The 22,593-nt window shown below is 64.0% G+C and carries 21 protein-coding genes and 1 pseudogene; 8 read left to right on the top strand and 14 right to left on the bottom strand.

From position 1 onward, the window contains the following. The 7 genes and pseudogenes from B4E36_RS23590 to B4E36_RS23560 form a co-directional block, all read right to left on the bottom strand. Nucleotides 1-592 (bottom strand): phosphatidate cytidylyltransferase (locus tag B4E36_RS23590; protein ID WP_345900888.1); only part of this gene is annotated, 592 nt, incomplete at its 3' end. Continuing rightward, a pseudogene (locus tag B4E36_RS23585) lies at nucleotides 592-1,341 on the bottom strand (isoprenyl transferase); the annotation flags it as partial. The pseudogene B4E36_RS23585 and the gene B4E36_RS23590, both read right to left, overlap by 1 nt. Nucleotides 1,342-1,377: 36 nt before the next feature. Beyond that, a complete protein-coding gene (gene frr / locus B4E36_RS23580; protein ID WP_292059051.1) occupies nucleotides 1,378-1,938 on the bottom strand; it encodes a ribosome recycling factor in 561 nt (186 codons plus the stop codon). 45 nt (nucleotides 1,939-1,983) lie between these two features. Beyond that, on the bottom strand, nucleotides 1,984-2,703 hold the full coding sequence (pyrH, locus tag B4E36_RS23575) for a UMP kinase (RefSeq protein ID WP_018064169.1): 720 nt from the start codon (nucleotides 2,701-2,703) through the stop codon (nucleotides 1,984-1,986). A 119-nt stretch (nucleotides 2,704-2,822) separates the two neighbouring features. Further along, nucleotides 2,823-3,749: a translation elongation factor Ts gene (gene tsf, locus B4E36_RS23570; protein ID WP_292059047.1), complete on the bottom strand. Its 927-nt coding sequence runs from the start codon at nucleotides 3,747-3,749 to the stop codon at nucleotides 2,823-2,825. 251 nt (nucleotides 3,750-4,000) lie between these two features. Continuing rightward, entirely contained in the window at nucleotides 4,001-4,810 is an 810-nt protein-coding gene (gene rpsB, locus B4E36_RS23565; protein WP_292059045.1) for a 30S ribosomal protein S2, read from the bottom strand. Nucleotides 4,811-5,022: 212 nt separating this feature from the next. Beyond that, complete coding sequence (locus B4E36_RS23560) at nucleotides 5,023-5,835, bottom strand: EipB family protein (RefSeq protein WP_292059042.1); 813 nt, start codon at nucleotides 5,833-5,835, stop codon at nucleotides 5,023-5,025. Nucleotides 5,836-5,920: 85 nt separating this feature from the next. Between B4E36_RS23560 and B4E36_RS23555 the strand changes: the two genes are divergently transcribed. From B4E36_RS23555 to B4E36_RS23535, 5 genes are all read left to right on the top strand, one after another. Continuing rightward, the gene (locus B4E36_RS23555; RefSeq protein WP_292059040.1) at nucleotides 5,921-6,388 is read left to right on the top strand and encodes a RidA family protein; all 468 of its coding nucleotides are present in this window, start codon (nucleotides 5,921-5,923) and stop codon (nucleotides 6,386-6,388) included. After that, a complete protein-coding gene (locus B4E36_RS23550) occupies nucleotides 6,388-7,107 on the top strand; it encodes a glycerophosphodiester phosphodiesterase (protein WP_292059039.1) in 720 nt (239 codons plus the stop codon). The genes B4E36_RS23555 and B4E36_RS23550 overlap by 1 nt, the downstream gene beginning before the upstream one ends. Nucleotides 7,108-7,168: 61 nt before the next feature. Next, nucleotides 7,169-8,368 (top strand): GNAT family N-acetyltransferase, encoded by a 1,200-nt coding sequence (locus tag B4E36_RS23545; RefSeq protein WP_292059035.1) that lies wholly within the window; start codon nucleotides 7,169-7,171, stop codon nucleotides 8,366-8,368. Nucleotides 8,369-8,371: 3 nt separating this feature from the next. After that, nucleotides 8,372-8,797, top strand: a complete 426-nt coding sequence (locus B4E36_RS23540; RefSeq protein ID WP_292059033.1) for an HIT family protein — start codon at nucleotides 8,372-8,374, stop codon at nucleotides 8,795-8,797. Between the two features lie 2 nt (nucleotides 8,798-8,799). Then, nucleotides 8,800-9,312: an MgtC/SapB family protein gene (locus tag B4E36_RS23535; RefSeq protein ID WP_292059030.1), complete on the top strand. Its 513-nt coding sequence runs from the start codon at nucleotides 8,800-8,802 to the stop codon at nucleotides 9,310-9,312. Between the two features lie 2 nt (nucleotides 9,313-9,314). On the opposite strand, the gene B4E36_RS23530 is transcribed toward B4E36_RS23535, so the two are convergent. After that, on the bottom strand, nucleotides 9,315-12,743 hold the full coding sequence (locus B4E36_RS23530) for a YhaN family protein (RefSeq protein ID WP_292059028.1): 3,429 nt from the start codon (nucleotides 12,741-12,743) through the stop codon (nucleotides 9,315-9,317). A 3-nt stretch (nucleotides 12,744-12,746) separates the two neighbouring features. Further along, nucleotides 12,747-13,979 (bottom strand): DNA repair exonuclease, encoded by a 1,233-nt coding sequence (locus B4E36_RS23525; RefSeq protein ID WP_345900887.1) that lies wholly within the window; start codon nucleotides 13,977-13,979, stop codon nucleotides 12,747-12,749. 128 nt (nucleotides 13,980-14,107) lie between these two features. Between B4E36_RS23525 and B4E36_RS23520 the strand changes: the two genes are divergently transcribed. Continuing rightward, complete coding sequence (locus B4E36_RS23520) at nucleotides 14,108-15,094, top strand: aldo/keto reductase (RefSeq protein WP_292059024.1); 987 nt, start codon at nucleotides 14,108-14,110, stop codon at nucleotides 15,092-15,094. A 78-nt stretch (nucleotides 15,095-15,172) separates the two neighbouring features. Here the strand turns inward: B4E36_RS23520 and B4E36_RS23515 are convergent, their stop codons facing one another. From B4E36_RS23515 to B4E36_RS23505, 3 genes are all read right to left on the bottom strand, one after another. Continuing rightward, nucleotides 15,173-17,368, bottom strand: a complete 2,196-nt coding sequence (locus B4E36_RS23515; RefSeq protein WP_292059023.1) for an esterase-like activity of phytase family protein — start codon at nucleotides 17,366-17,368, stop codon at nucleotides 15,173-15,175. 94 nt (nucleotides 17,369-17,462) lie between these two features. Then, on the bottom strand, nucleotides 17,463-18,344 hold the full coding sequence (locus B4E36_RS23510) for a DMT family transporter (RefSeq protein WP_018064182.1): 882 nt from the start codon (nucleotides 18,342-18,344) through the stop codon (nucleotides 17,463-17,465). Nucleotides 18,345-18,434: 90 nt separating this feature from the next. Beyond that, nucleotides 18,435-19,334 (bottom strand): LysR family transcriptional regulator, encoded by a 900-nt coding sequence (locus B4E36_RS23505; protein WP_292059022.1) that lies wholly within the window; start codon nucleotides 19,332-19,334, stop codon nucleotides 18,435-18,437. A 129-nt stretch (nucleotides 19,335-19,463) separates the two neighbouring features. Here B4E36_RS23505 and B4E36_RS23500 point away from each other — a divergent pair, with 129 nt between their 5' ends. Further along, nucleotides 19,464-20,396: a ring-cleaving dioxygenase gene (locus tag B4E36_RS23500; protein WP_292059021.1), complete on the top strand. Its 933-nt coding sequence runs from the start codon at nucleotides 19,464-19,466 to the stop codon at nucleotides 20,394-20,396. 107 nt (nucleotides 20,397-20,503) lie between these two features. Then, entirely contained in the window at nucleotides 20,504-21,109 is a 606-nt protein-coding gene (locus tag B4E36_RS23495) for an alpha/beta hydrolase (RefSeq protein ID WP_292059019.1), read from the top strand. A gap of 47 nt (nucleotides 21,110-21,156) precedes the next feature. Here the strand turns inward: B4E36_RS23495 and B4E36_RS23490 are convergent, their stop codons facing one another. Both B4E36_RS23490 and B4E36_RS23485 read right to left on the bottom strand, forming a co-directional pair. Next, a complete protein-coding gene (locus B4E36_RS23490) occupies nucleotides 21,157-22,284 on the bottom strand; it encodes an anhydro-N-acetylmuramic acid kinase (protein ID WP_292059017.1) in 1,128 nt (375 codons plus the stop codon). After that, nucleotides 22,284-22,593, bottom strand: a 310-nt coding sequence (locus B4E36_RS23485) for a serine hydrolase (RefSeq protein WP_345900886.1), incomplete at its 5' end; no start/stop codon positions are given. The genes B4E36_RS23485 and B4E36_RS23490, both read right to left, overlap by 1 nt.

Genomic DNA, 22,593 nt, shown 5'->3' with positions numbered 1-22,593 from the left:
AGGCCCAACACAGCGCAAAGGCCGCGGTAACGGCGAAGACCGCCCCGCCAATTGCGCCCGACCACGTCTTGCCCGGCGATATCGACGGCGCAAGCTTGGGGCCGCCGAGGGCGCGACCCACGAAATAGGCCATGATATCGGTGGTCCAGACCACGGCGAAAAGGAACAGGATTGCGAAAAGCCCCGCCTCCCCGCCATTCCTCAGCGCCGCAAGCGCGATCATGCTGCCTGCGGCATAAATCACTGCGCCGGCAAACCAGAACGGCATGGCCGCGCGGCGCCCCAGGAACCAGAACGCCGCCGCGCCGAAACAGGAAAGCGCCAGCGCCAGTCCGAAAAGTTCGAGAAACACGAGAATGGCAACGGCGATCATGACCGCGATGCCGCCAAGCACCGGCGTGCTCCACCGGCCGACCGAAGGCTGATCCCGGGCGTCGCGCGCCCGGCTCATCTCCAGCCATTCATGGAAAACCAGCCCCCCGATCGCGACCGCAAGCAGATTGAAGAGACCGCCGCCGGCCCAGGTGATCAGCAGAACCACCGTCGCCAGCACGGCTCCTGAAACGATGCGCAGCCTCAGTTCCTGGGTCATCAGGTATCCGTCAACGCCGCCTGCGGCGCGGAAAGCGCGCCGAAGCGTCTGTTCCTCCGGGCATATTCCGAAAGCGCTTCGAAAAACATCTCCCGGCTGAAATCCGGCCAGTTGCACGGCAGGAACACCAGTTCCGAATAGGCCGTCTGCCAGAGCAGGAAGTTGGAAAGCCGCTGCTCCCCGCTGGTGCGGATAACAAGGTCGGGATCGGGCAGACCGGCGGTATCGAGATGCTCGCCGATGGCGGCCTCATCGATATCATCCGGGTTGAGCCGGCCCTCCGCCACTTTTTTCGCAAGCGCGCGGGCAGCGCCGGCAATCTCCGCGCGCGAACCGTAATTAACGGCGACGACCACGTGAAGACCGGTATTATTGTGGGTCCGCTCCTCGGCGACCTCGAGGGCCTTCAGGATTTTCGCCGACAGGCCGCTGCGCTCGCCGATCATCTGGAAGCGCATGTTCTGACGATGGTAATTGTCGAGTTCGCGATGGATGAAGGTCGCAATGAGCTCCATGATGCCATCGACCTCATCGGCAGGCCGCTTCCAGTTTTCGGAAGAGAAGGCGAACAGCGTCAGATAGCTGATCCCGCCTTCGCGCGCCGCATCCACCGCGCGGCGAACGGCCTCGACGCCCTTGCGATGACCGAACAGCCGCCCGAGCCCGCGCCCGAGAGCCCAGCGTCCATTGCCATCCATGATGATTGCGACATGGCGCGGAATGGCTGGGTCTATAATTTTGTTCATAAGGGCGACCGAGTCTTTTTCAAAAGAATAGAGTGGTAACTAAACCTGCATGATTTCTTTTTCTTTGTCGGCGAGCAAGTCATCAATGCGAGAAATGGACTCGTCGGTCAATTTTTGTACGTCGTCGGAAAGCGATCGGCTGTCGTCCTGGCTGATGTCGCCATCCTTTTCCGCCTTCTTCAATCCGTCCATGCCGTCGCGACGCACGTGACGGATCGCCACCCTCGCCTTTTCAGCATATTCATGGGCAACCTTGACCAGAGAACGGCGACGTTCCTCATTCAGTTCCGGAAGCGGAATGCGCAGCGTCTGCCCGTCCATGATCGGGTTGAGGCCAAGATGCGATTCGCGGATCGCACGATCGACGGCGTTGACCATCGACTTGTCCCAGATATTGACCGAAAGCATCCGCGATTCCGGCACGGTGATGTTGGCGACCTGATTGAGCGGCACTTTCGAGCCATAGGCGTCAACCTGCACCGGATCGAGAATATTGGCGGACGCCCGTCCGGTTCGAAGCGAGGTGATATCGCCGATATAGGCGTTGATCGCGCCTTCCATGCGGCGCTTCAGATCGTTCAGGTCGGTTGGATCGCTCATCATCTGTCTCCCGTCACGCATGTGCCCGAACCGGGCAAGACGTGATCATTCTTCAGTTACGATTGTCTTGCGGCCGCCGCCGGCCATGATCTGGCCGAAACCGCCGCGTTCGTGAATGGAAAAAACGATAATCGGTATGCTGTTTTCACGGGCGACCGCCACAGCGGCAACATCCATCACCTGCAGCCCGCGTTCAAGCACCTGCCGATGGGTCAGCGCGTCGAAACGGGTGGCGTCCGGATCCTTTTTCGGATCGGCGGAATAAATGCCGTCGACCTGCGTGCCCTTGAAGATCGCCTCCGCGCCGATTTCGGCGGCGCGAAGCGCTGCCGCAGAATCGGTGGTGAAGAACGGGTTGCCGGTGCCTCCGGCAAAGATCACCACCCTTCCCGCTTCCATATGGCTGCGGGTGGCGCGCTGGGAAAACGACTGACAGATCTCCGGCATCGCGATCGCCGAAAGCACCACGGTGTCGACTTGCATCTTGCGCAGCGAGGTGGCGAGCGCCAGCGCGTTGATGACGGTGCCCAGCATGCCCATGTGGTCGCCGGTAACGCGCTCGCCGCCCTTGGAGGCCACGGCCACGCCCCGGAAAATATTACCGCCACCGACGACGATGCCGATTTCCACGCCCATGGAGCGAACCTGGGCAATATCGGAAGCGATGCGGTCTGCGACGTTGACATCGATGCCGAAGCCCTGGTCGCCCATCAGCGCCTCACCGGAAACCTTCAGCAAAACACGGTTGAAAATCGGTTTCGTCAACGCCGCAAACTCCCTTACAAAGCAATGCCATCCCGATACACGAAGGGCGCCGCAATGTCACGCGGCGCCCCGGGGATTTCAACGGCTGATCCTGAAATGAACCAGACGGACGGAAGGGCTCAGCCCTTGGCCGTGGCGGCAACTTCCGCCGCAAAGTCGGTTTCTTCCTTCTCGACGCCTTCGCCAAGCGCCAGACGGGCGATGGCGACAACCTTGATCGGCGCGCCGGCGTCCTTTTCCGCTTCCTTGACAGCCTGTTCGACGGTCAGGTCGGGATTGATGACGAACTGCTGGGACAGCAGCGCGACTTCCTGGAAGAACTTGCGCATGCGGCCTTCGACCATCTTTTCGGCGATGGCGGCGGGCTTGCCGGATTCCTTGGCCTGCTCCAGAAACACCGAACGCTCGCGATCGGCGATTTCGGCGTCAACTTCCTCCGGGCGCACGGCGAGCGGGTTGGTCGCGGCGACATGCATGGCGACCTGGCGGCCGATCGCGTTCAGTGCGTCCTTGTCGCCGGTTGATTCGAGCGCAACCAGAACGCCGAGCTTGCCGAGACCATCGCCGACGGCATTGTGCATGTAGGTCGCGACAACGCCCGAGCCGACCGAAAGCTTGGTCGCGCGACGCAGCGTCATGTTCTCGCCGATCGTGCCGATCGCGTCCTTGATGGTGTCGGCAACCGACTTGCCCGACTTCGGATAGGTCGCCGCGGCAATAGCGTCGACGGAGCCGTCGGTGCCAAGCGCCACTTCGGCAATGCCGGAGACGAGCTGCTGGAAGGCGTCGTTGCGGGCAACGAAGTCGGTCTCGGAGTTGACCTCGACGACGACGGCTTCCGCGTCGCCGGCGGCAATGCCGATCAGACCTTCGGCGGCCGTGCGGCCGGACTTCTTGTCAGCCTTGGAGATACCCTTGGCGCGCAGCCAGTCGATGGCGGCTTCCATGTCGCCGCCGGTTTCGGCGAGCGCCTTCTTGCAATCCATCATGCCTGCGCCGCTCTTTTCGCGCAGTTCCTTCACCATTGCTGCCGTAATCGTGCTCATAACTTGCCTCTCGTCCATTCGCTGGGCGGCGCTGTCGGGCGCGCCGGTCGGGAGTGTACCCGTGTCTGTGACAGGGTGATGAAGCTCATCCCCTGACGGCCATGCCGTTTTCGCGGCTGGCGCGATGAAAATATGCATCGGACGGCCCTTTTTGAAGGCCGTCCTCATTCCTGAAACCCAATGGCGGCGCCGTTAACGCCGCCATATAAAGGTCCCGTCGCGTCAGGCACGCGAGCCTGATGCCGTTCGCCTTACTCGGCGGGCTTTTCAGCAGCCGATTCGTCGGCGGCGGCTTCCTCGGCGGGCGCCTCTTCAAGCGCCGGCTCGACCGGTGCTTCGGCGGCAGCGCCGAGATCCATGCCCGAAGCGCCCTGCTGACGGGCGATGCCGTCGATGGCGGCGCGCGAGATCAGGTCGCAGTAAAGCGCGATGGCGCGCGACGCATCGTCATTGCCGGGGATCGGATAATCGACTTCGTCCGGATCGCAGTTACTATCAACGATCGCGACGACCGGAATGCCGAGACGCTTGGCTTCCTCGATCGCGATCTTTTCCTTGTTGGTGTCGATGATCACGATCAGGTCCGGCACGCCGCCCATGTCGCGGATACCGCCAAGGGCGCGGTCGAGCTTCTCGCGCTCGCGGTCGAGGTTCAGGCGCTCTTTCTTGGTGAAGCCCTGCGCTTCGTTGGCGAGGATTTCGTCGAGCTTGCGCAGGCGCTGGATCGAGTTCGAAATCGTGCGCCAGTTGGTCAGCATGCCGCCGAGCCAGCGGGCGTTGACGTAGTACTGGGCCGAACGCTGGGCGCTGTCGGCAACGATTTCCGAAGCCTGACGCTTAGTGCCGACCATCAGCACGCGGCCGTTGCGGGCGACGGTGTCGGACACGACCTGAAGGGCGCGCTGCAGCATCGGCACGGTCTGTGCGAGGTCGATGATGTGGATGTTGTTGCGGTCGCCAAAGATGTAGGGCTTCATCTTCGGGTTCCAGCGGTGGGTCTGGTGACCAAAATGGACGCCTGCCTCAAGCAGCTGGCGCATGGTAAAGTCGGGCAATGCCATTGCCTTGTCTCCTTTTCCGGTTGAACCTCCGCAGACCTGAGAACGGACGGAAACCCGTCCGGCACCGGCGGAGCGCACCGGATTTCTCCCGGAACACCCCATGGCCTGCGTGTGGAATGCGGGCGCGATAGCCTGTTTTGAGACGGAATGCAAGTGCCGCGGCGATTTACGCCGTGACCACAAGCGCGCCTGGGAGCCCCTGCCGGAAGCGCTCAGCGTTGCGAGGCGGCCGTCGTCGGCAGGCCTTCGCAAGCGGCGGGGTCAAGCATTTCGAGCTTGTCGAGGTGGCCCGCCATCTTGAAGTTGCCGAAATCCATCAGCAGATCGCGGCTGACGCCGTTTGCCGCCAGCGTCATGGACACGGTATAATCCGGCGTCTGATCACCGTCCTGCGATGCGATCGGAAAATAGGCGGTGGTGACCGGCCACTGGTCGGGCCCGCTGCCGACGCCCTTCTCGCGATCGCCGATCAGCGTGACCGCGCGCATCACCTCCTCGCCCGAGCCATCGAACGAGGCTGCCTCGTAAACATGCTTGCCGGCGGCGGCCGCATCCAGAACATTAGCGAGATATTCCGTCGGGAACTGCGCCTTGCCGATATCGAACGGGTTCTGGTCGCCAAGCTTTACCGCGATCATGTGATCGGCGGCGCGGTTGGCCTCGCCCGCGGTCTCCGATTGCAGGCTGTAATCGGCAAACATCTTGCTGGAAAAGCTGAACGCGCCCTTTTCCAGATCCTCGAAGGATGAGGATGTCTGGTCGGTGACCATCGCGCCATGCTCGCGGGCGATATCCGTCACCATCCGCATTTCGGTGACATAACCCTCGCAGGGCGCGCCGGTGAAGGAATAGACGAAACGACCGTGCAGCCCCTCGATGCCGGACTGTCCGGAGGCCCAGGCGAGCGTCAGGTCATAGACCGCGCGGTGGGGTTCGAGCGTCACCCCGGGTTGCGGCGGCATGCCGGCGGCAGCCGTCATTGCGAAGGTGGAGCAGAAAATTCCTGTAACGGCCAGTGTCCGCATCGACATTCCCCTTGGCTTTGAACACCGATGGTATAGAAAAGTCCCCGCTCTGCCAATCATCATCCCACCCTATCTGGAGCAGAAAATGTCCGACGCCATCGAAGACAGGCTCAAGGCACTGTCGATCACGCTGCCGGAGGCCGCCGCACCCGCCGCCAATTACGTGCCCTACGTCATTTCCGGAAACCTGCTCTATATATCCGGGCAGTTGCCGACCGAGGCCGGCCGGATGGTCGCCGCCGGTCATCTCGGCGGGAATGTATCGCTGGAGGATGGGCAGAAGGCGGCACGCGCCTGCGCGATCAACATCATCGCCCAGGCGAAAGCGGCGCTTGGCGGCGATCTCGGCCGGGTGACCCGTATCCTGCGCATCAACGGCTTCGTCGCCTCGACGCCGGATTTCACCGAGCAGCACCTCGTCATCAACGGCGCGTCCGACCTTCTGGCCGAGGTCTTCAGGGAGGCAGGCAAACACAGCCGCGCGGCCGTCGGCATGGCTGCGCTGCCGCTGGGCGCGGCCGTCGAAATCGACGCCATTCTGGAAATCGCCTGATGCCCGCCTGGCTGACCGCCAACCCGATCGCCCATCGCGGTTACCACGACATGAACCGCGCGATCTGGGAAAACACCCTGCCTGCCTTCCAGCGCGCGATCGACGCCGGTTTCGCGATCGAATGCGACATCCACCTTTCGGCAGATGGCGTGCCGCTGGTGTTTCACGATGACGATTTGCAACGGCTTTGCGGCCGCGACGGCGCGATCGAAGACCTAACGGCCGCCGAGGCGAAGACCATCGCCGTCGGAGGGACAGAGGCGACGATCCCGACGCTTGCCGATCTTCTCGATGCCTGCAGCGGCAAGGTGCCGCTGGTCATCGAACTGAAGGCAAGCCGCGCCGACCCGGTCGCCTTTGCCGAGGCCACGCTTGCCGCGCTCTCCGGCTATGACGGCCCGGTCGCGCTGATGAGCTTCGATGCCGCCCTCCTCTCAGCCCTCAGAAAGGCCGGCGCGGCACAGCCGCTCGGCCTGACCGCAGAAGGAAAAGATGAAGAGGCCCTGGCGGCCCATTGGAAAGCCTTTGCAATCGGCCTTGATTTCGTCTCCTATTATTACGATCATCTGCCAAACGAATTCGTTGCCGGGCTTCGGGCGAAGAGCGTGCCGGTGATCACCTGGACCGTTCGCGACGAGGACGCCCGCAGACGCACATTTCTAAACGCCGACCAGATGACCTTCGAAGGTTTCGACCCGCGCCAGAGCAAGCCGCTCTGAACACACCGGATTTGAGACCGGGCAGGACAGAGAGTTCCAAGACCGCATTCCGAGAGATTTCTTGAGCGAAAACCTGCAGATCCGCATCGAAAACAGCTTCGCGAACATCGATCGCGCGGCCTGGGACAGCCTTGCCGCGACCACGCCTTCGCTCACCGGCGACGGCTTCTACAGCCCGTTCCTGTCGCATGCCTACCTGTCGGCGCTGGAGGAATCGGGCTCGGCGACCGCCGACACCGGCTGGCTCGGCCATCACCTTCTGCTTGAAACCGGGGATGGCCGCCTGATCGGCGCGGTGCCCTGCTACCTGAAGAACCACAGCCAGGGCGAATATGTCTTCGACCATGGCTGGGCCGATGCCTTCGAGCGCGCCGGCGGGCGCTATTATCCGAAGCTCCAGGCCTCGCTCCCGTTCACGCCCGCCACCGCGCCGCATCTTCTGGTGCGCGACGGCTATGATCACGCGACCGTCGCCAAGGTGCTGGCGGAGGGGCTACAGGCCGTCAATGACCGGCTCGGCGTCTCCTCCACCCACGTCACCTTCGTGCCGGAAGACGAGATCGGCATCTTCGAACAGGCCGGCTACCTGCATCGCACCGACCAGCAATTCCACTTCCTCAATCCGGGCTATGACAGCTACGACGCCTTCCTCGATACGCTGGCCTCGCGCAAGCGCAAGGCGCTGAAGAAGGAGCGCCGCACCGCGCTCGAAGCCGGCATCGAGATCGACTGGCTGACCGGTTCCGATCTCACCGAGGAGATCTGGGACCAGTTCTACACCTTCTACATGGATACCGGCAGCCGCAAATGGGGCCGGCCATACCTGACGCGGGACTTCTATTCGCTGATCGGCGAGCGCATGGCGAAGGACATCCTGCTGGTGATGGCGAAGCGCGACGGCCGCTATATCGCCGGCGCGATCAACTTCATCGGCTCCGACGCGCTCTATGGCCGCCACTGGGGCTGCATCGAGGATCATCGCTTCCTGCACTTCGAGGTCTGCTACCACCAGGCGATCGACTATGCGATCGTCCATGGCCTGCAGCGCGTTGAGGCCGGTGCCCAGGGCGAACACAAGCTGGCGCGCGGCTATCTCCCTGTCACGACCCATTCCGCGCACTATATTGCCCATGAGGGGCTGAGGCGCGCGGTTGCCGATTTCCTCGAGCACGAGCGCGAGGACGTTGCCCGTTTCAATGATATTCTCGTCGACCACGGCCCTTACAAAAAGGCCAGCGGCGAACGCATCGAGGAGGACTGACCCATGGCCGAGTACGACAACGACAATATCTTCGCCAAGCTGCTGCGCGGCGAAATTCCCTCCATCCGGCTTTACGAAGACGAACACGCGGTGGCGATCATGGATGTGATGCCGCAGGCGCCGGGCCATGTTCTGGTGATCCCGCGCGCGCCGTCACGCAACCTGCTGGACGCCGACCCGGACGTGCTCGCGAAGACCATCCCCGTGGTCCAGAAGCTTGCCCGCGCCGTCAAGGCGGCCTTCGATGCCGATGGCGTGTTTGTCGGCCAGTTCAACGAGGCGGCCGCCGGCCAGACCGTCTATCACCTGCATTTCCACGTCGTTCCGCGCCATGAAGGCGTCGAGATGAGGCGCCACAGCGACGGCATGGAAGACATGGAGGTGCTGAAGGCCAATGCGGAAAAGATCCTGACGGCCCTGAAGGCGTAGCCATGACGCAATTTCTGGCCGAAGAGTTCCGAAACGCCTTTTCCGCCGACCATATCATCATGTTCGTCCGACTGATCGGGGCCGCGATCTTCGGCGGGCTGATCGGCTTCGAACGCGAGATCCATCGCCATCCGGCGGGGCTCAGAACCCATATTCTGGTCAGCATGGCGGCGGCCCTGTTCGTGCTTGTCGCCATCGAGGTGCCGGAGATCATGCGCAGCGACCGCGACGTGCTGCGCGTCGATCCCACCCGCGTGGTGCAGTCGATCACCGAGGGCGTGGCCTTCCTCGCCGCCGGCATCGTGTTTCTGCAGAAGGGCACGGTGAAGGGGCTGACGACAGGGGCCGGCCTCTGGTTTTCCGGCGCGATCGGCCTGACGATCGGCCTTGGCCTCTGGAGCCTCGGCATATTCGCCTCGATGCTGGGACTTGTGGTCCTATTCGTGCTCAGGCGTCTGGAAATCAACACAAATCTTAGCAAACGCAAGAGCTTGCCCGACGAGGCTGAGGAATAGGTTCAGCTTCGTTCGAGCATTATGATGTCGGCCGCCTCGCCCAATTCCCTGCGGGCGATCTCCACCATGCTCGACTCGTGGGTAAAGAGGATGGTCTGCAACCCCTCAAGACCGGCGAGCGCCTTGAGGCCGGCCGCGCTGCGGGCGTCGTCGAAGGTCTGGAAGATATCGTCGACGATCAGCGGCGCGGGCTCGTTGCGGCTGGCGTAATCCTCCAGGAAGGCAAGCCGGAGCGCGAGATAGAGCTGGTCGCGGGTGCCGTCGCTCAACCCCTCGACCCGGATTTCCTCGCCGCCGGTGCGCACGGCTGACAGCACCAGCGCATCATGCTCGCCATAGGCCTGGGACAGGCCCTCGAAGCCGTCGCGCGTCAGCGTGCGGAAATGCCGTCCCGCCGCCGCCAGAATCGGATCGGACCGGCTTTCCCGATAGCGTTCCAGCGCGCCATCCAGCAGCCGCCCGGCAAGCTTCAGCACCACCCATTGGCGGGCAAGCGCCTGGGCCTCCGCCTCGGCCGCGGCGCGATCAAAGGCGGCGGCCTCGCTTCCCGGCCCGGTCTCCAGCGCCTGCTTGCGATGACGCAGCGCCATGCGCCGCTCGCGCAGCGTCTCGATCTCGGCCGTATCCTCCCCGGCATCGGCCTTCAGATGTGCGAGCTCCTGACGGCAGTCGACCTCGTCCAGCGTTTCGGCGAGCGTCCGGATATCCTCCACCGAGACTCCATCGCTGATCCCCGAAAACCGCTGCCGCGCTTCGGTCAGCGCCTGACGCGATGCCGCCCGCTGCCGCAACCGCGCCGAAAGACCGTTAATCGCGACGCCGTCCGGCAATGTGGCGGCGATGGCTGCCATCCGGCCGTCGATCTCTTCCCGCTCGCCCGTGTCGGTCGCAAGCTCAATGCGAAGCCGCTCGGCGCTTTCCTTAAGCGTTGCCCGCTGCGCCGCGCGCGTTGCGTGGTCGGCGGCGCGCTCGGTCAGCAGATGGACGATACGCGATGCCTGCTCGCCCGCTATATCCGCCGCCACGGCTTCCGCCAATTGCAGAGCCTCGGCCTCGAACGCGGCCATCCGCGCGCCATCGGCCTCGACCTCCTGCGCCAACCTTGCGCGCGCGGCGAAAAGCGATGGCAGGTCGGCCCAAAGCGCAAGTGCCGCCTCCGCGCCGGCCAGACCGGTTTCGCCCGGCAGGCCGACCCGTTCGAGACTTGCGACGAAACGCTCGCTCAGGGCTTCCTCGGCTTGCCGCAACTGATCAAGCTGCTCCGCGCCCTTTTCGGCTGCCTGCCGCGCCGCCTTCAGCGCGCCCGCATGCTCCCGCGCCTCCGTCCAGCGCTCGCCGAGGCGGTCGAGCGCTGTGCCGACATCGCGCGCGAGCGCGCCAAGCGGCAGTGATGCGTCCGTGCCGAGATCGTTCGCGAACCGCTCCAGCGTCTCCCGCAATGCCGCGTTCTTGCGGTCAAGGACCGCTTTCCTGTCCTTCAGCGCATAGAGCGCTGTTCGCGCCTCGAGCAGCGCGTCCAACCGCCGCCGCCATTCGAGCATCGACTCGGGGGCCGCCGGCGCGATGTCGAGCGGCGCGAACAATGCCTCGAATTCTGCCTTCGCTTTCGTCAGTTCCAGAAGCGCCGCCTCGCGTTTTTCCGCGCCCTGCTCCCGTTGAGCGGCCTCACGCTCCAGCCGGCGCAGATTGTCGGCATGGCGGGCCACCCGCTCGGCATCATCGAGTGCGTTGTCGGCCAGGCGGTCGGCGGCGCGCACGGCGTCGCGATAGGCGCTTTCCTCTCCGTCAAGCGCCTCGAACAACCGGTCGCGCTCCGCCCGCGCCGCATCGATCGCCGCCCGGGTCGGAACCGGCCCGGCCTCGCGATCCTCGGCGAGCAATCCTTCCAGGCGCGCGCATTCTTCCTCGGCCTTCGCCAACGTGCTGTCGCACTCGGCCAGCGCCGATTCTGCCGATGCGATATCGTCGCAAGCGGCCTTCAGCACGGCCTCGGCAGGCAGATCGCCTCTCCTCAGATCGAGAATGTCGGTCACCGCGGGACGCAGGCCGGCGGCCTGCTCGAACAGCACGCGCTCCTTGCCGGCGATCTCCGTTTCAAGCGTTTCCACCTCTTTTATGCCGGCGAGATCGTCGCGCAGCGCCTCATAGTTTTTGCGCAGCGGCGCGGGATCGCGCAGATGGGGCTCGCCATGCTGCTGTTCCAGCCGCGCCAGGGTTTCGCGATTTTCCGAAAGGGCGTTTTCGGCCGAACGGATGGCGCGGCCCTGCTCTTTCGACTGCTCCACAATCGCTTGAAATTCTGATCGCAACAGACTGTTTGGAAAAGATTTTTCCAGGCTATCGGCAGAATCAAACCCAAGCTGAACGGCAGCGCTCCGCAACCGCGCCTCGACATCGCGCAGTTCATGCCGCCGGCGCGGCAGGCTCTCCAGCGCCTGTTCGTAAAGCCCGCTTTCGCGCTGCAGCCGGGCGATTTCGGCGCGGCGCTCCAGAAGCGCATCGTCGACGACAAGCGCTTCCAGTTCCCGCTGTCCGGCCGCCTGCCGCGTCTCCTTGGCCTCGATCTGCTCGGCAAGCCGCGCGCGGCGGACCTCAAGCTCACCAAGCTCCTCGCCGATACGGTCCTCGATCGCCTCGATATCGGCGAATTCGGCCAGCGCCGCGCTGTGCCCATCGATCTCGCCAAGCAGGCCGCGCAGCCGCTGCAGCCGCTCGAGCTCGCCGATCCGCCGCGCCCGCTCCAATTGCCGCTGCTCGACCGTGGCGAAATCCTGGGCGATCTCGCGCTCTTCCTTCAGGAGCGCGGTCCAGTCGCTGGCGTTGAGCTGGCTGTCGCGCTCTGCCTTGCGGGCTTCGTCATAGCGCTCCAGCGCCTGATAGAAGCTGCGGGTCTGCGACTTGCGGGGCGCGTAGATGCCGTCGGCCTCCGCTGCCAGCGCCTCGCTCGCTGCTCGCAACCCGGTCAGGCCGGAGGCGGCGGAAAACAGCATCTGGCCGATCTCCCCGCCATCGGCCAGCATCTCGTCCGCCCCTGCCCTGAGCCTCGTCGAATCGAGCCCGAAGGCCCGTTCGAACACCGCCCGGTCGAGGCTGCCGACAAAGCCGGCGAGCGCGTCATCGTTCAGTGCGGCTTCGGTTTCGGCATCGAGCAGCGTATTGCTGCGGCCCTTGCGCCGGCGGAAGGCGAGTTCGGTCCCGCCATGCACGCGGAGCCTCGCGCCAAGGCGCAGGTCGCGCGCGGGATGCAGAAAATCATAGCCGACATTGCGGTCGGGAAATCCGAACAGAAGGTCGGAGAAGGCGGCGAGCGCCGAGGACTTGCCGGCCTCGTTCGGGCCATAGACGATATGAAGCGCGGCGTCTGGCCGGAATGCGATGGTCCGGTCCGTGAAATGGCCGTAGCGGATGAGATCGAGCGAAAGGAAACGCATGCCTCAACCCTCCAGCCGCGCGCTAAGAATGGCGCGGGCTTCCGCCAGAAGGTCCGCACGCGACCCCGAAAAGGCTTCATCTCTGGCGCCGACGCCGCCGGGCAGCTTTACCGCGATTTCATCGATCAGAGCCCCGATTTCGGCATCCAGCCCCTCATTGTCGGCCAGCGCGTCGATCATCGCCTCGATATCGAGGTCACTATCCGCCGGAAGTCGGCGGGACGACGCCGGCGCTTCAACCGCGATCACCAATTTCTCCAGCCACAGATCGGCGTGCACCCGCTGGCAGGCGGCCTGGAGATCGTCGTGCCATTCGCCATGGGCCGCGATCATCCGATGGGCATCGTCATGGCGGCCTTCAAGCGTCAGGCGCAGGGCGACGGGCCGCGCGTCCGCCGCTTCCGCAAGCGCAGCAAGTGCGGTTTCCACCGCCTGAAGGATATCGCTTTCCTTCATCTCCGGCGTGATTGCCACGGAGACGGCCTCGAACCGGGCGCGGTCGAGAATGATGCGTTCATAGCGCGGCCTGCCGTCCTCGACCGTCACCAGCACCGCGCCCTTGTCGCCGGTCTCGCGGATATTGCGGCCCTGAAGATTGCCGGGATAGAGCGTCAGCGGATCGGCGGACACTTCCTCGAAGGCGTGGACATGGCCGAGCGCCCAGTAATCATAGCCGCGCGAGGCGAGATCCGCCGGCGTGCACGGCGCATAGACGGCATGCGGCGGCCGCCCCGAAAGCGAGGTGTGCAACACGCCGATGTTGAAATGACCCGGCACCGCCGGCGGATAGGCAAGCGCCAGATTGTCGCCGGCCACACGGTCGGCAAAGCCCTGGCCGTGCAGCGCCACTTTCAGCGGTTCGATGGTGAAGGTCTCGGGCTGGCGCGTAGAGAATTCGTGAACGCCTTCGGGCATCGCGATCGTGCGGGTGACGATGCTTTCGGCATCATGATTGCCGCGCAGGAAATAGACCGGGATTTCAACGCGCGAAAGCCGCGCGATCTCGCGGTTGAAGAACAGGCCGACGCTGTTGTCGCGCCAGGCCCCGTCATAGACATCGCCGGCGATCACCATGAAATCCACCGCGCTATCGATCGCGCAATCGATCAGCGCCGTGAAGGCATCGCGGCCGGCGGCGGCAAAGCGCTCGGCAATCTGCCGGTCCTTCAGCGCAAGTCCCGAGAGCGGGCTCCCAAGATGCAGGTCGGCGGCGTGGATAAAACGGAAACCGGTCAAACTTGCCTCATTTGTCTTCTTGTCTCGAAGGGGTAAAAGAGTTCGCGACGACACTTCAACCCCAAAGCGCCGGCGTCGCGCTTTATCCCACCCGCATTTTCGCGGGCTGACCATCACCGGAGGACATCATGCACTATCACAATTTCGGCCGCACCGGGCGACCCGTTTCCAATATCGGCTTCGGCGCCTGGCAGATCGGCGGAAGCTGGGGCTCGGTCAGCGAGGAGGATGGCCGCGCCGCCCTGCACGCCGCGCTTGATTCGGGCATCAACTTCGTCGATACGGCCGATGTCTATGGCGACGGCCGCTCCGAAAAGATCATCGCCGATGTGCTCGCCGATCGCGGCGGCCAGAAGCCGTTCGTCGCCACCAAGGCCGGCCGCAGGCTGAACCCGCATACCGCCGATGGATACAATCTGGAAAGCCTGGAGGCCTTCGTCGACCGCAGCCTGAAGAACCTCAGGATGGAGCGGCTCGACCTCGTGCAACTGCACTGCCCGCCGACCGAGGCGTTTTATCGACCGGAGGTGTTCGAGGCGCTCGACGCGCTGAAGGCCAAGGGCAAGATCGCCAATTACGGCGTCAGCGTGGAAAAGGTCGAGGAGGCGCTGAAGGCAATCGAGTTTCCGGGCGTCGCCAGCGTTCAGATCATCTACAATATCTTTCGCCAGCGTCCGGCCTCGCTGTTCTTCCCGGAAGCAAAGCGCAGGAACATCGCCGTCATCGTTCGGGTACCGCTGGCAAGCGGGCTTTTGTCGGGCAAGATCACCCGCGATACCGTGTTCGACAAAGAAGACCACCGCAATTTCAACCGCAAGGGTGACGCCTTCGATGTCGGCGAGACCTTTGCCGGCGTGCCGTTCGAGATCGCGCTCGATGCCGTCGAGGAAGTCCGCAAACACGTACCGCGCGGCACCGGCATGGCCGCCTTCGCGCTGCGCTGGATCCTGATGAACGAGGCGGTCACCGTCGCCATACCCGGCGCGCGCAACGCCGAACAGGCGAAAGCCAATGCGTCGGCCTCCGACCTGCCGGTGATCGGCGCCGATGTGATGGCGGCGATGGAGGAAATCTACCGCACCCGCATCGCGCCGCATGTGCATCAGCGCTGGTAGGGAGCAACACCCATCGTACAGAAACGCAAAGAGGCCGGGCGTTAACGCCCGGCCTCTCATTTTTGTAACGCGTAACGATCAGTTCAGCGAAACCGTGAAGAACAGCGTCTCGCCAGAGGAATCGTCGACGCCGTCATTGTCGGTGACCGCGTAGGCCGTGCCGTCGGCGGCGATGGTGAAGCCTTCGATCTTGTCGACGACGAAGCCGTTGGAGGCGGACTTCATCAGCGGCAGCAGATCGGCGGCTTCCTGCTTCTCGACAACCGGCAGTTCGGAGCCGATCGGCGCCGGCTGCATGTCGGAAAGGGCGACCTTGTAGAGCTTCTTCAGCTTTGCGGCCTCGCCGATCTGGTTGTCGCGCTCGACGATGTAGACGCTGTCGCCGTTCGCCGTGATCTCGGAAAGACCGATCCAGCCCTTTTCCGGGGTCTCCAGCGGATAGGCGACCGCGCCCCATTCCTTAGTGGCGGGCTTGTACGCGAGCAGCTTGACGAAGCCCTTCTCGTCATCGGCCCATTCGCGCTGCACCGCCATCCACAGCGTCAGGTCATCGCCCTCGCCAACCGTGGTGATGCCTTCCATGCCGAAGCGGGTCTGGTTGGCAAGCAGAGCCTCCGGCAGGTCGATGGTCTCGGTGATCGCGCCGGTTCCGTCGACATGATAGACCGCATGCGGCACGTCCTTGTCGGGATTGCCTTCCGAGGCGAGCCAGAAGCCGCCCTGGCCATCGACCGCGACGCCTTCGAGGTCGAGCTTTTCAGCCGGGGCGCCATCGCGGGTGACGCGGATGACATCGGTGATCATTGCCGGCTTCTGCGAAGCGTCGATGACGAAGATCGACGGCTGGGCGGAATAGAAACTGTCATTGATGGCATAGAGCCTGGAGGCATCGCTTGGATCGGCAGTCAGACCCGAAAGCGCACCGAAGCCGATCAGTTCGTCGCGCGACACATCCGAAAGGATCTGCGGGTAGTTCGGCTCTGCATCCTCATAGGCGTAGAGCATGACGTGCGCGCGCACGCCGCCATCGGGGCCGAGATCGGTCTCGTTGGCAGTGACCAGCAGGTTGCGGGCGGGAATGGCAACGCCGCTTTCCGGCGAAAGGCCGGACGGCAGAAGCTGCACCAGTTCGGGCGCGTCGGCGGCGCTGTCGTCATAGACGCCCACCACGGAGCCGCGCTCGGACAGCACGAACAGGTAGTTGGTGTCGCCGAAGGTGCCCTTGATCATGCCCTCGGGCTCGACGCCCTTCTTGCCGGCGCGCTTGTCGGGGAAATGGCCGATCGAGGCGACGGCGCGCTCGAACGAATTGCCGGAATCATAGAGCAGTTCGCCGGCATCGGAGAAGATCGAGAAGCCGCGCGAGCCGCCCTTGTAGTCGCCCTCATTGGCGATGGCGAAGCGGTCATTGTCGAGCCACTTGACGCTGTCGGGCTCGCGCGCGATGCCGGAAAGCGAACCGGTGAAATCGAGCTTGCCGTCCTTTTCGATATCAACGCCGTCGATATCGACCGTGCCGGCGGAGAAGTGGTTCTTCACTTCGCCGGTATTGCCGTCGATGATCGCGATACCGTTGTTTTCCTGCAGCGTCAGCACGATTTCGTTGTCGTCGTTGATATCGACGAATTCCGGTTCCGGATCGGTCGGCGCGACCATTTCGGAAAAGCCGGTCATGGCGACATGCTTGATCGTGGCGCAATCGGCAACGCCGTCATTGAGCGAAATGATCACCAGATCGCCGGCGGGCATCTGCGGGATTTCGCCGTCGTTCAGCTCTTCGTCGCGCTCGTTTTCGATGGCGATGGCAACGATCGAGCCATCCGGAGACACGGCGACGGAATCAGGCTGGCCGCCGAGATCGCACTGGCTTTCGAGCGTGCGCGAGGCGATATCGACAACGCCGAGGAAGCCCGACGGCGCAGTGTAGCTTTCCGAGGTGTTGACGCCGACCAGCGCCTTGGGGCCGGAAACGGCAACCGAGGTCGGCTCGCCGTCGAGCTTGGTGATGCCGAGCGCTGCCGGGGCTTTCATGTCGGTGATATCGACGAAGCCGAGGGCGCCGAGCGGGCTGTCGGAATAGATCAGCGTGTTGCCGTCTTCGCTCGCCGCGATGATTTCGGCCGAGGTCTCGGTCGCGGGATCCATGTCGGCGGGCAGGTTGCCGGCGACGCTGAAGACCGCGATGCGGTTGAAGACGGGTTCGGCGGCGGCCGGAAAAGCGGCGGAAGCCAGAAGCGCAGCACTCAGGGCCGCGCCGGTGAGGCGGAATCGCATAGATATACCCTCCAAGGTAAAGATGACTGGAGGTTTCTGAGCGCGCGGTGTGACAGCAGGATTACACGGCGATGACAGGACGATGACAACCCGTCTACTTCTCCCTTCGGCGCTCGATCAGCATGATCGAAAGCGAGGCGCAGAGGATCATTACGCCGCCGATCCAGAACAGCGTATCCGGCGCATAGCCGAACACCAGCCAGCCGCCGAGCACGTTGAGCGGCAGTTTCAGGTCGTCAAATGGCTGGACATAGGCCGCGTCCGCGCTCGAATAGGCAAGCGTCAGGAAATACTGCGCCAGCGCCGTCAGCAGGCCGAGCGCCAGCATGATCCAGATGATATCGCCGGTCGGGACGGCGAAGCCGCCGCCAATGGCGACCAGCGCGTTGATCGGCGTCAGCAGCATCAAGAGCCATACGGTGATCGATTCGGGGCGTTCATGGGCCGTCAGCCGTTTGGTGATCAGCGAGGTTCCGCCCCAAAGAAGCGCGGATGCAATCGGCAACAACGCCGCCCAGGTGAAGCTCTCCGACCAGGGCTGAAGGATCAGCAACGCGCCGGTGAAGCCCACCGCCGTCGCGATCCAGCGCGACGGGCCGACCGTCTCGCCCAGGAAAAGTTTCGCCCCAACGATGATGAAGAAGGGCGAGGTCATGACCAGCGCGATCGCCTGGCTGATCGGAACCGAGGCAAGGCCGATCGCCCAGGCCTGAACGCCGAGCGCGGAAAGCGCGACCCGGAAAACATGCTGCCAGGGATGGCTGGTCCGCATCACCGAAAGCCCGGTGCGCCAGAGATAGGGCACGGCAAACACCAAGGCGATGCCATATTGCCAGAAGGCGACCGACGAGGCGGCGAACCCCATATTCATCGTCACCTGCTGGATCGCGACATTGCCGGCCGCGTAAACCACGCCGGCCATCACCATCCAGAAGGCCCCGGTCAGAGCCGGAGAGCGATAGATTGCCTTAGCCATATGTACGACAGACCTTTCAGCACGAGCGTGAAACGATGCCAGAGGTAAAGAAGTTGCGCCTTTCGGGCAAGCGCGTTTGCGCGCCGCGCGTCACAGCGGCCGAACGCGGGTGACATAGGCCTCGAAGAAATCCGAAAACCTGGCAACCCGGATCGGCAGGCGGTCATAGGGCGGATAGTAGAGCGTCAGCCAGAGTTCCGGCGGCGACCAGTCGGAAAGCACTTGCTTCAACCGCCCTTGCGCGAGTTGCTCCTCCACAATGAAATGCGGCAGCAGCGCCACGCCCTCGCCATTCTCGGCAAGCCGTGCCAGCAATTCGCCGTTGTTGCCGGCGAGTTTCGTCCCCGCCCTCACCCGCCGACTTTTGCCGGCGCTCGTCAGTTCCCAGGTTTCACCCGTCGCCTCGGCGTCGAAGGCGAGGCAGGCGGCGGCGGCGAGATCGTCGGGCGTTTGCGGCGTTCCGTTTGCGGCGAGAAAGCCGGGCGAGGCCACCAGCACCCGACGGACCGGGCACAGCTTGCGCCAGATCGTCGACTTGTCGTCCGGCGGGCCGGAAATACGGATCGCCAGATCGAACGGCGCGCCGACGATATCGACGAAGCTGTCCTCAAGCGTCACCGAAAGGCTGATCGCGGGATGTTCCGCGCGGAAGCCCGAAAGCACGTCCGGCAATATCTGCTGGCCAAGCGAGAGCGGCGCATTCAGCCGGATATGGCCGCTGACGGCGCTTTCACGCTCGCGCACCTCCTCGCTGGCTTCGTCGAAGGCCTTCAGCAGCGGCCGCATCCGCGCCGCATAGATCGCACCCGCTGCGGTGAGCGACACCTGGCGCGTGGTGCGCACGAATAGCTGTACGCCGAGCCGTTCCTCCAGCGCGCCGACAGCCCGCGTTACGCTCGGCGCGGTCATCGCAAGTGTGCGCGCCGCCGCGGCGAAACTGCCCAGTTCGGCGACGCTCAGGAAAACCCGGATGTCGTTCAGATCCTTCATGAGAAGATTACTACGATTTTTGCAATAATAATGTCAATTTTATTGCACTACACGCAGAGACCCATAATTGCCATCTTATGGCCAGAAGCGAGGCGCGGCAGACGCGCCCGCACAGCAAGGAACAGTTCGATGTTACAGCAGATCAAGGGCCTGCATCACATCACCTCGATGGCGGCGGATGCCCAGGCCAATAACGACTTCTTCACCGGCGCGCTCGGGCTAAGGCGCGTCAAGAAGACCGTGAACTTCGACGCGCCCGATGTCTATCACCTCTATTACGGCGACGAAATCGGCACGCCCGGCTCGGTGATGACCTACTTTCCCTTCCCTCACATAGCGGCGGGAAGGCCCGGAACGGGCGAGGTCGGCGAGACGCTGTTTGCGGTCCCGCGCGGCTCGCTCGGCTTCTGGAAGGAGCGTCTCGGCAAGCTTGGCGTCGGAAACATCACGGAGAGCGAAGTCTTCGGCGAAAAGCGGCTGCATTTCGCAGGCCCGGACCGGGATGCCTTCGCGCTGGTCGAGGTGGACAATGATCACCGCGCCGGCTGGCTCAAGGGCGATATCGCCGAGGCCGAGGCGATCCGGGGCTTCCATGGCGCAAGCCTGCGGCTCGCGGACAGCGGCGCGACGGCGGAACTGCTCGGCTTCATGGGCTATGAAAAGGTCGACGGCAAGGATGACTGGACCCGTTTTGCGATCGGCAACGGCAATGGCGCCGATGTCATCGACGTCCAGACCCTGCCCTCGGCCAACGCCGCCCGTCAGGGTGCCGGCTCGGTCCATCACATCGCGTTCGCGGTGGAAGATCGCGCCGCCCAGCTCGAAGTCCGCAAGGCGCTGATGGACACCGGCTACCAGGTGACCCCGGTGATCGACCGGAACTATTTCTGGGCAATCTACTTCCGCACGCCCGGCGGCGTGCTGTTCGAGATCGCCACCAACGAACCGGGCTTTGACGCCGACGAGGACACCGCCCATCTCGGCGAAGCGCTGAAACTGCCGCCGCAATATGAGCAGCATCGTGCACAGATCGAGCAGATCCTGACGCCGATCAGGGACTGACATTGCCACGGCGCCTGCCCCGTTCCGGACGGGCGACGCCATCCCTGTTACCGGCTCGCCAGCGCGCTTGACGAGCGCCGTCTCACGCCGGTTGGAGAACCACGACCATGACCAACGATACTTACGATGCATTCACCCGCGCCGGCGCGGCTGGCGAACCGCTGGTTTTCAGCTTTCACGGCACGGGCGGCAACGAGCATCAGTTCGTGCCTCTCGTCGACCAGATTCTGCCAAACGCGGCCATCGTTTCACCGCGCGGCGACGTTTCGGAATATGGCGCGCTGCGCTTCTTCCGGCGCACCGGCGAAGGCGTCTACGACATGGAAGACCTCGCCCTTCGCACCGCCAGGATGAGCCGCTTCATCGCCGAACACCGCAAGGCCAATCCCGGTCGCGCGGTCTATGGCATCGGCTATTCCAACGGCGCCAACATTCTCGCCTCGGTGCTGTTCGGACAACCCGACCTCTTCGACCGCGCCGTGCTCATGCATCCGCTGATCCCGTGGACGCCACAGGACAATGCCGGTCTCGCGGGCAAACGGATCCTCATCACGGCGGGCGAACGCGACCCGATTTGCCCGCCTGAAGGAACCCTTGCCCTGATCAATTATTTCGAAGCGCAGGGCGCCGACCTTGCCACGCTGTTCCACCCCGGCGGCCATGAAATCCGCCCACAGGAAATCGAGGCCGTCGCCGCGTTGCTGACAAGCTGACAGGCCTCATGCCTTCTCGGCGTTTGAGAGCAGGGACGGCGAAAAACTCAGCCCGCGACCTTTCCGCCGGTCATCGGCGCGGGAACGCCTGTGGTTGTAGGGAAGCTGATCGGCAGACCGCGCAGCGTCCGCACCGCAAGAAACGCAAAACACTCCGCCTCGATCGCATCGCCGCGCCAGCCGACCGTTTCGGCGGGAACCGCCTCGACGCCTGCGCGCGTTCCAAGCATCGCCATGATCGCCGGGTTGCGCCGCCCGCCGCCGCAGACGATCAGGCGTTTCGGGCGCACCGGCAAAAGGTCGAGTGCCTTGCCGACGGCGGCGGCCGTAAACGCGGTCAGGGTTGCCGCGCCCGTGGCCGGATCGAGGCCATCGGCCATGTTGGCGGTGAAGTCGAACCGGTCGAGGGACTTCGGATAAGGCGCTGAAAGATAAGGATGTTCCAGCAGCCGCGTGAGGCGCTCCTCGTCGACCGTGCCGGAAAGCGCGAGCCTGCCGTCGCGGTCCATCTCGCCGAGGCCGTTTGCCTTGATGAAGTCGTTGAGGGGCGCGTTGGCGGGGCCGGTGTCGAAGGCGATCAGGCTCTCGCCGCCATCCCATGCGGTGACATTGGCAACGCCGCCGAGATTGAGCACAGCCGTCTCGCCGGAGGTATCGAGGCCGCGCAGCAGGGCCTGATGATAGCCGGCGGAGAGCGGCGCGCCCTGCCCGCCGGCGCGGATATCGGCGGTACGGAAATCATAGGCGACCTTGCAGCCGAGCAGATCGTGCATCAGCGCGCCATCACCAAGCTGGCGGGTATCGCCGATGCGCGCCTTCGTCGGCGCGCGATGCAGCACCGACTGGCCATGGAAGCCGACGACGCCGATATCAGCCATGCTCAGCCCCTCGGCCTCCACCAGCGCCTTCACGGCGGCGGACTGGGCGCGGGTCAGAACCTCTTCGGCCTTCGCGAAAATTTCGGGCTCCGGGCCTTCGAAATTCCATTTGCGGGCGATGGCAAGCGTTTCTTCCAAGAGGTCGCGGGTCGATTGCGGATAGGGTGCCAAAGTATAAGCGCCGAATTGCTCGACGCTGACGCCGTCCGTCTTCAGCATCGCGACATCGATATTGCCGTCGAGCACGGTGCCCGTCATCAGGCCCACGGCCCAGACCGGTTTGAAATCCTCGGCCACTATTCCGCTCCGTTCATGAAATCACTGACGGCGCGGCGCAGCGCCATGATGCCGCTGTCGAAATGGCGGCTGGGGTGGACGCGGTTGGTCAGCAGCGTCCAGGCCTGGCCGCGCTCGAAATCCACGCAGAGCGAGGTGCCGGTGAAGCCGGTATGGCCGATGGTCGCGGGCGAGCACAGCGCGCCACCATGCCAGCCCTCATAAGGTCGCTCCCACCCATGGGTGCGGCGTTCGGACAAAGGCTCCCGCATCAGTCTGACTGCCGCATCGCCCCTGCGGTCGCGTTCCAGAAGATCGCGGGCGAAATCC

It is taken from the genome of Martelella sp. UBA3392, from assembly GCF_002358775.1.
GTDB lineage: Bacteria > Pseudomonadota > Alphaproteobacteria > Rhizobiales > Rhizobiaceae > Martelella > Martelella mediterranea.
This window is presented reverse-complemented; position numbering and strand designations above follow the sequence as displayed.

Coding starts and splice junctions, on each gene's coding strand:
- frr (WP_292059051.1), bottom strand. CDS start 1,938: ATGAGCGATCCAACCGACCTGAACGATCTGAAGCGCCGCATGGAAGGC.
- tsf (WP_292059047.1), bottom strand. CDS start 3,749: ATGAGCACGATTACGGCAGCAATGGTGAAGGAACTGCGCGAAAAGAGC.
- rpsB (WP_292059045.1), bottom strand. CDS start 4,810: ATGGCATTGCCCGACTTTACCATGCGCCAGCTGCTTGAGGCAGGCGTC.
- B4E36_RS23560 (WP_292059042.1), bottom strand. CDS start 5,835: ATGCGGACACTGGCCGTTACAGGAATTTTCTGCTCCACCTTCGCAATG.
- B4E36_RS23555 (WP_292059040.1), top strand. CDS start 5,921: ATGTCCGACGCCATCGAAGACAGGCTCAAGGCACTGTCGATCACGCTG.
- B4E36_RS23550 (WP_292059039.1), top strand. CDS start 6,388: ATGCCCGCCTGGCTGACCGCCAACCCGATCGCCCATCGCGGTTACCAC.
- B4E36_RS23540 (WP_292059033.1), top strand. CDS start 8,372: ATGGCCGAGTACGACAACGACAATATCTTCGCCAAGCTGCTGCGCGGC.
- B4E36_RS23535 (WP_292059030.1), top strand. CDS start 8,800: ATGACGCAATTTCTGGCCGAAGAGTTCCGAAACGCCTTTTCCGCCGAC.
- B4E36_RS23530 (WP_292059028.1), bottom strand. CDS start 12,743: ATGCGTTTCCTTTCGCTCGATCTCATCCGCTACGGCCATTTCACGGAC.
- B4E36_RS23520 (WP_292059024.1), top strand. CDS start 14,108: ATGCACTATCACAATTTCGGCCGCACCGGGCGACCCGTTTCCAATATC.
- B4E36_RS23515 (WP_292059023.1), bottom strand. CDS start 17,368: ATGCGATTCCGCCTCACCGGCGCGGCCCTGAGTGCTGCGCTTCTGGCT.
- B4E36_RS23510 (WP_018064182.1), bottom strand. CDS start 18,344: ATGGCTAAGGCAATCTATCGCTCTCCGGCTCTGACCGGGGCCTTCTGG.
- B4E36_RS23505 (WP_292059022.1), bottom strand. CDS start 19,334: ATGAAGGATCTGAACGACATCCGGGTTTTCCTGAGCGTCGCCGAACTG.
- B4E36_RS23500 (WP_292059021.1), top strand. CDS start 19,464: ATGTTACAGCAGATCAAGGGCCTGCATCACATCACCTCGATGGCGGCG.
- B4E36_RS23495 (WP_292059019.1), top strand. CDS start 20,504: ATGACCAACGATACTTACGATGCATTCACCCGCGCCGGCGCGGCTGGC.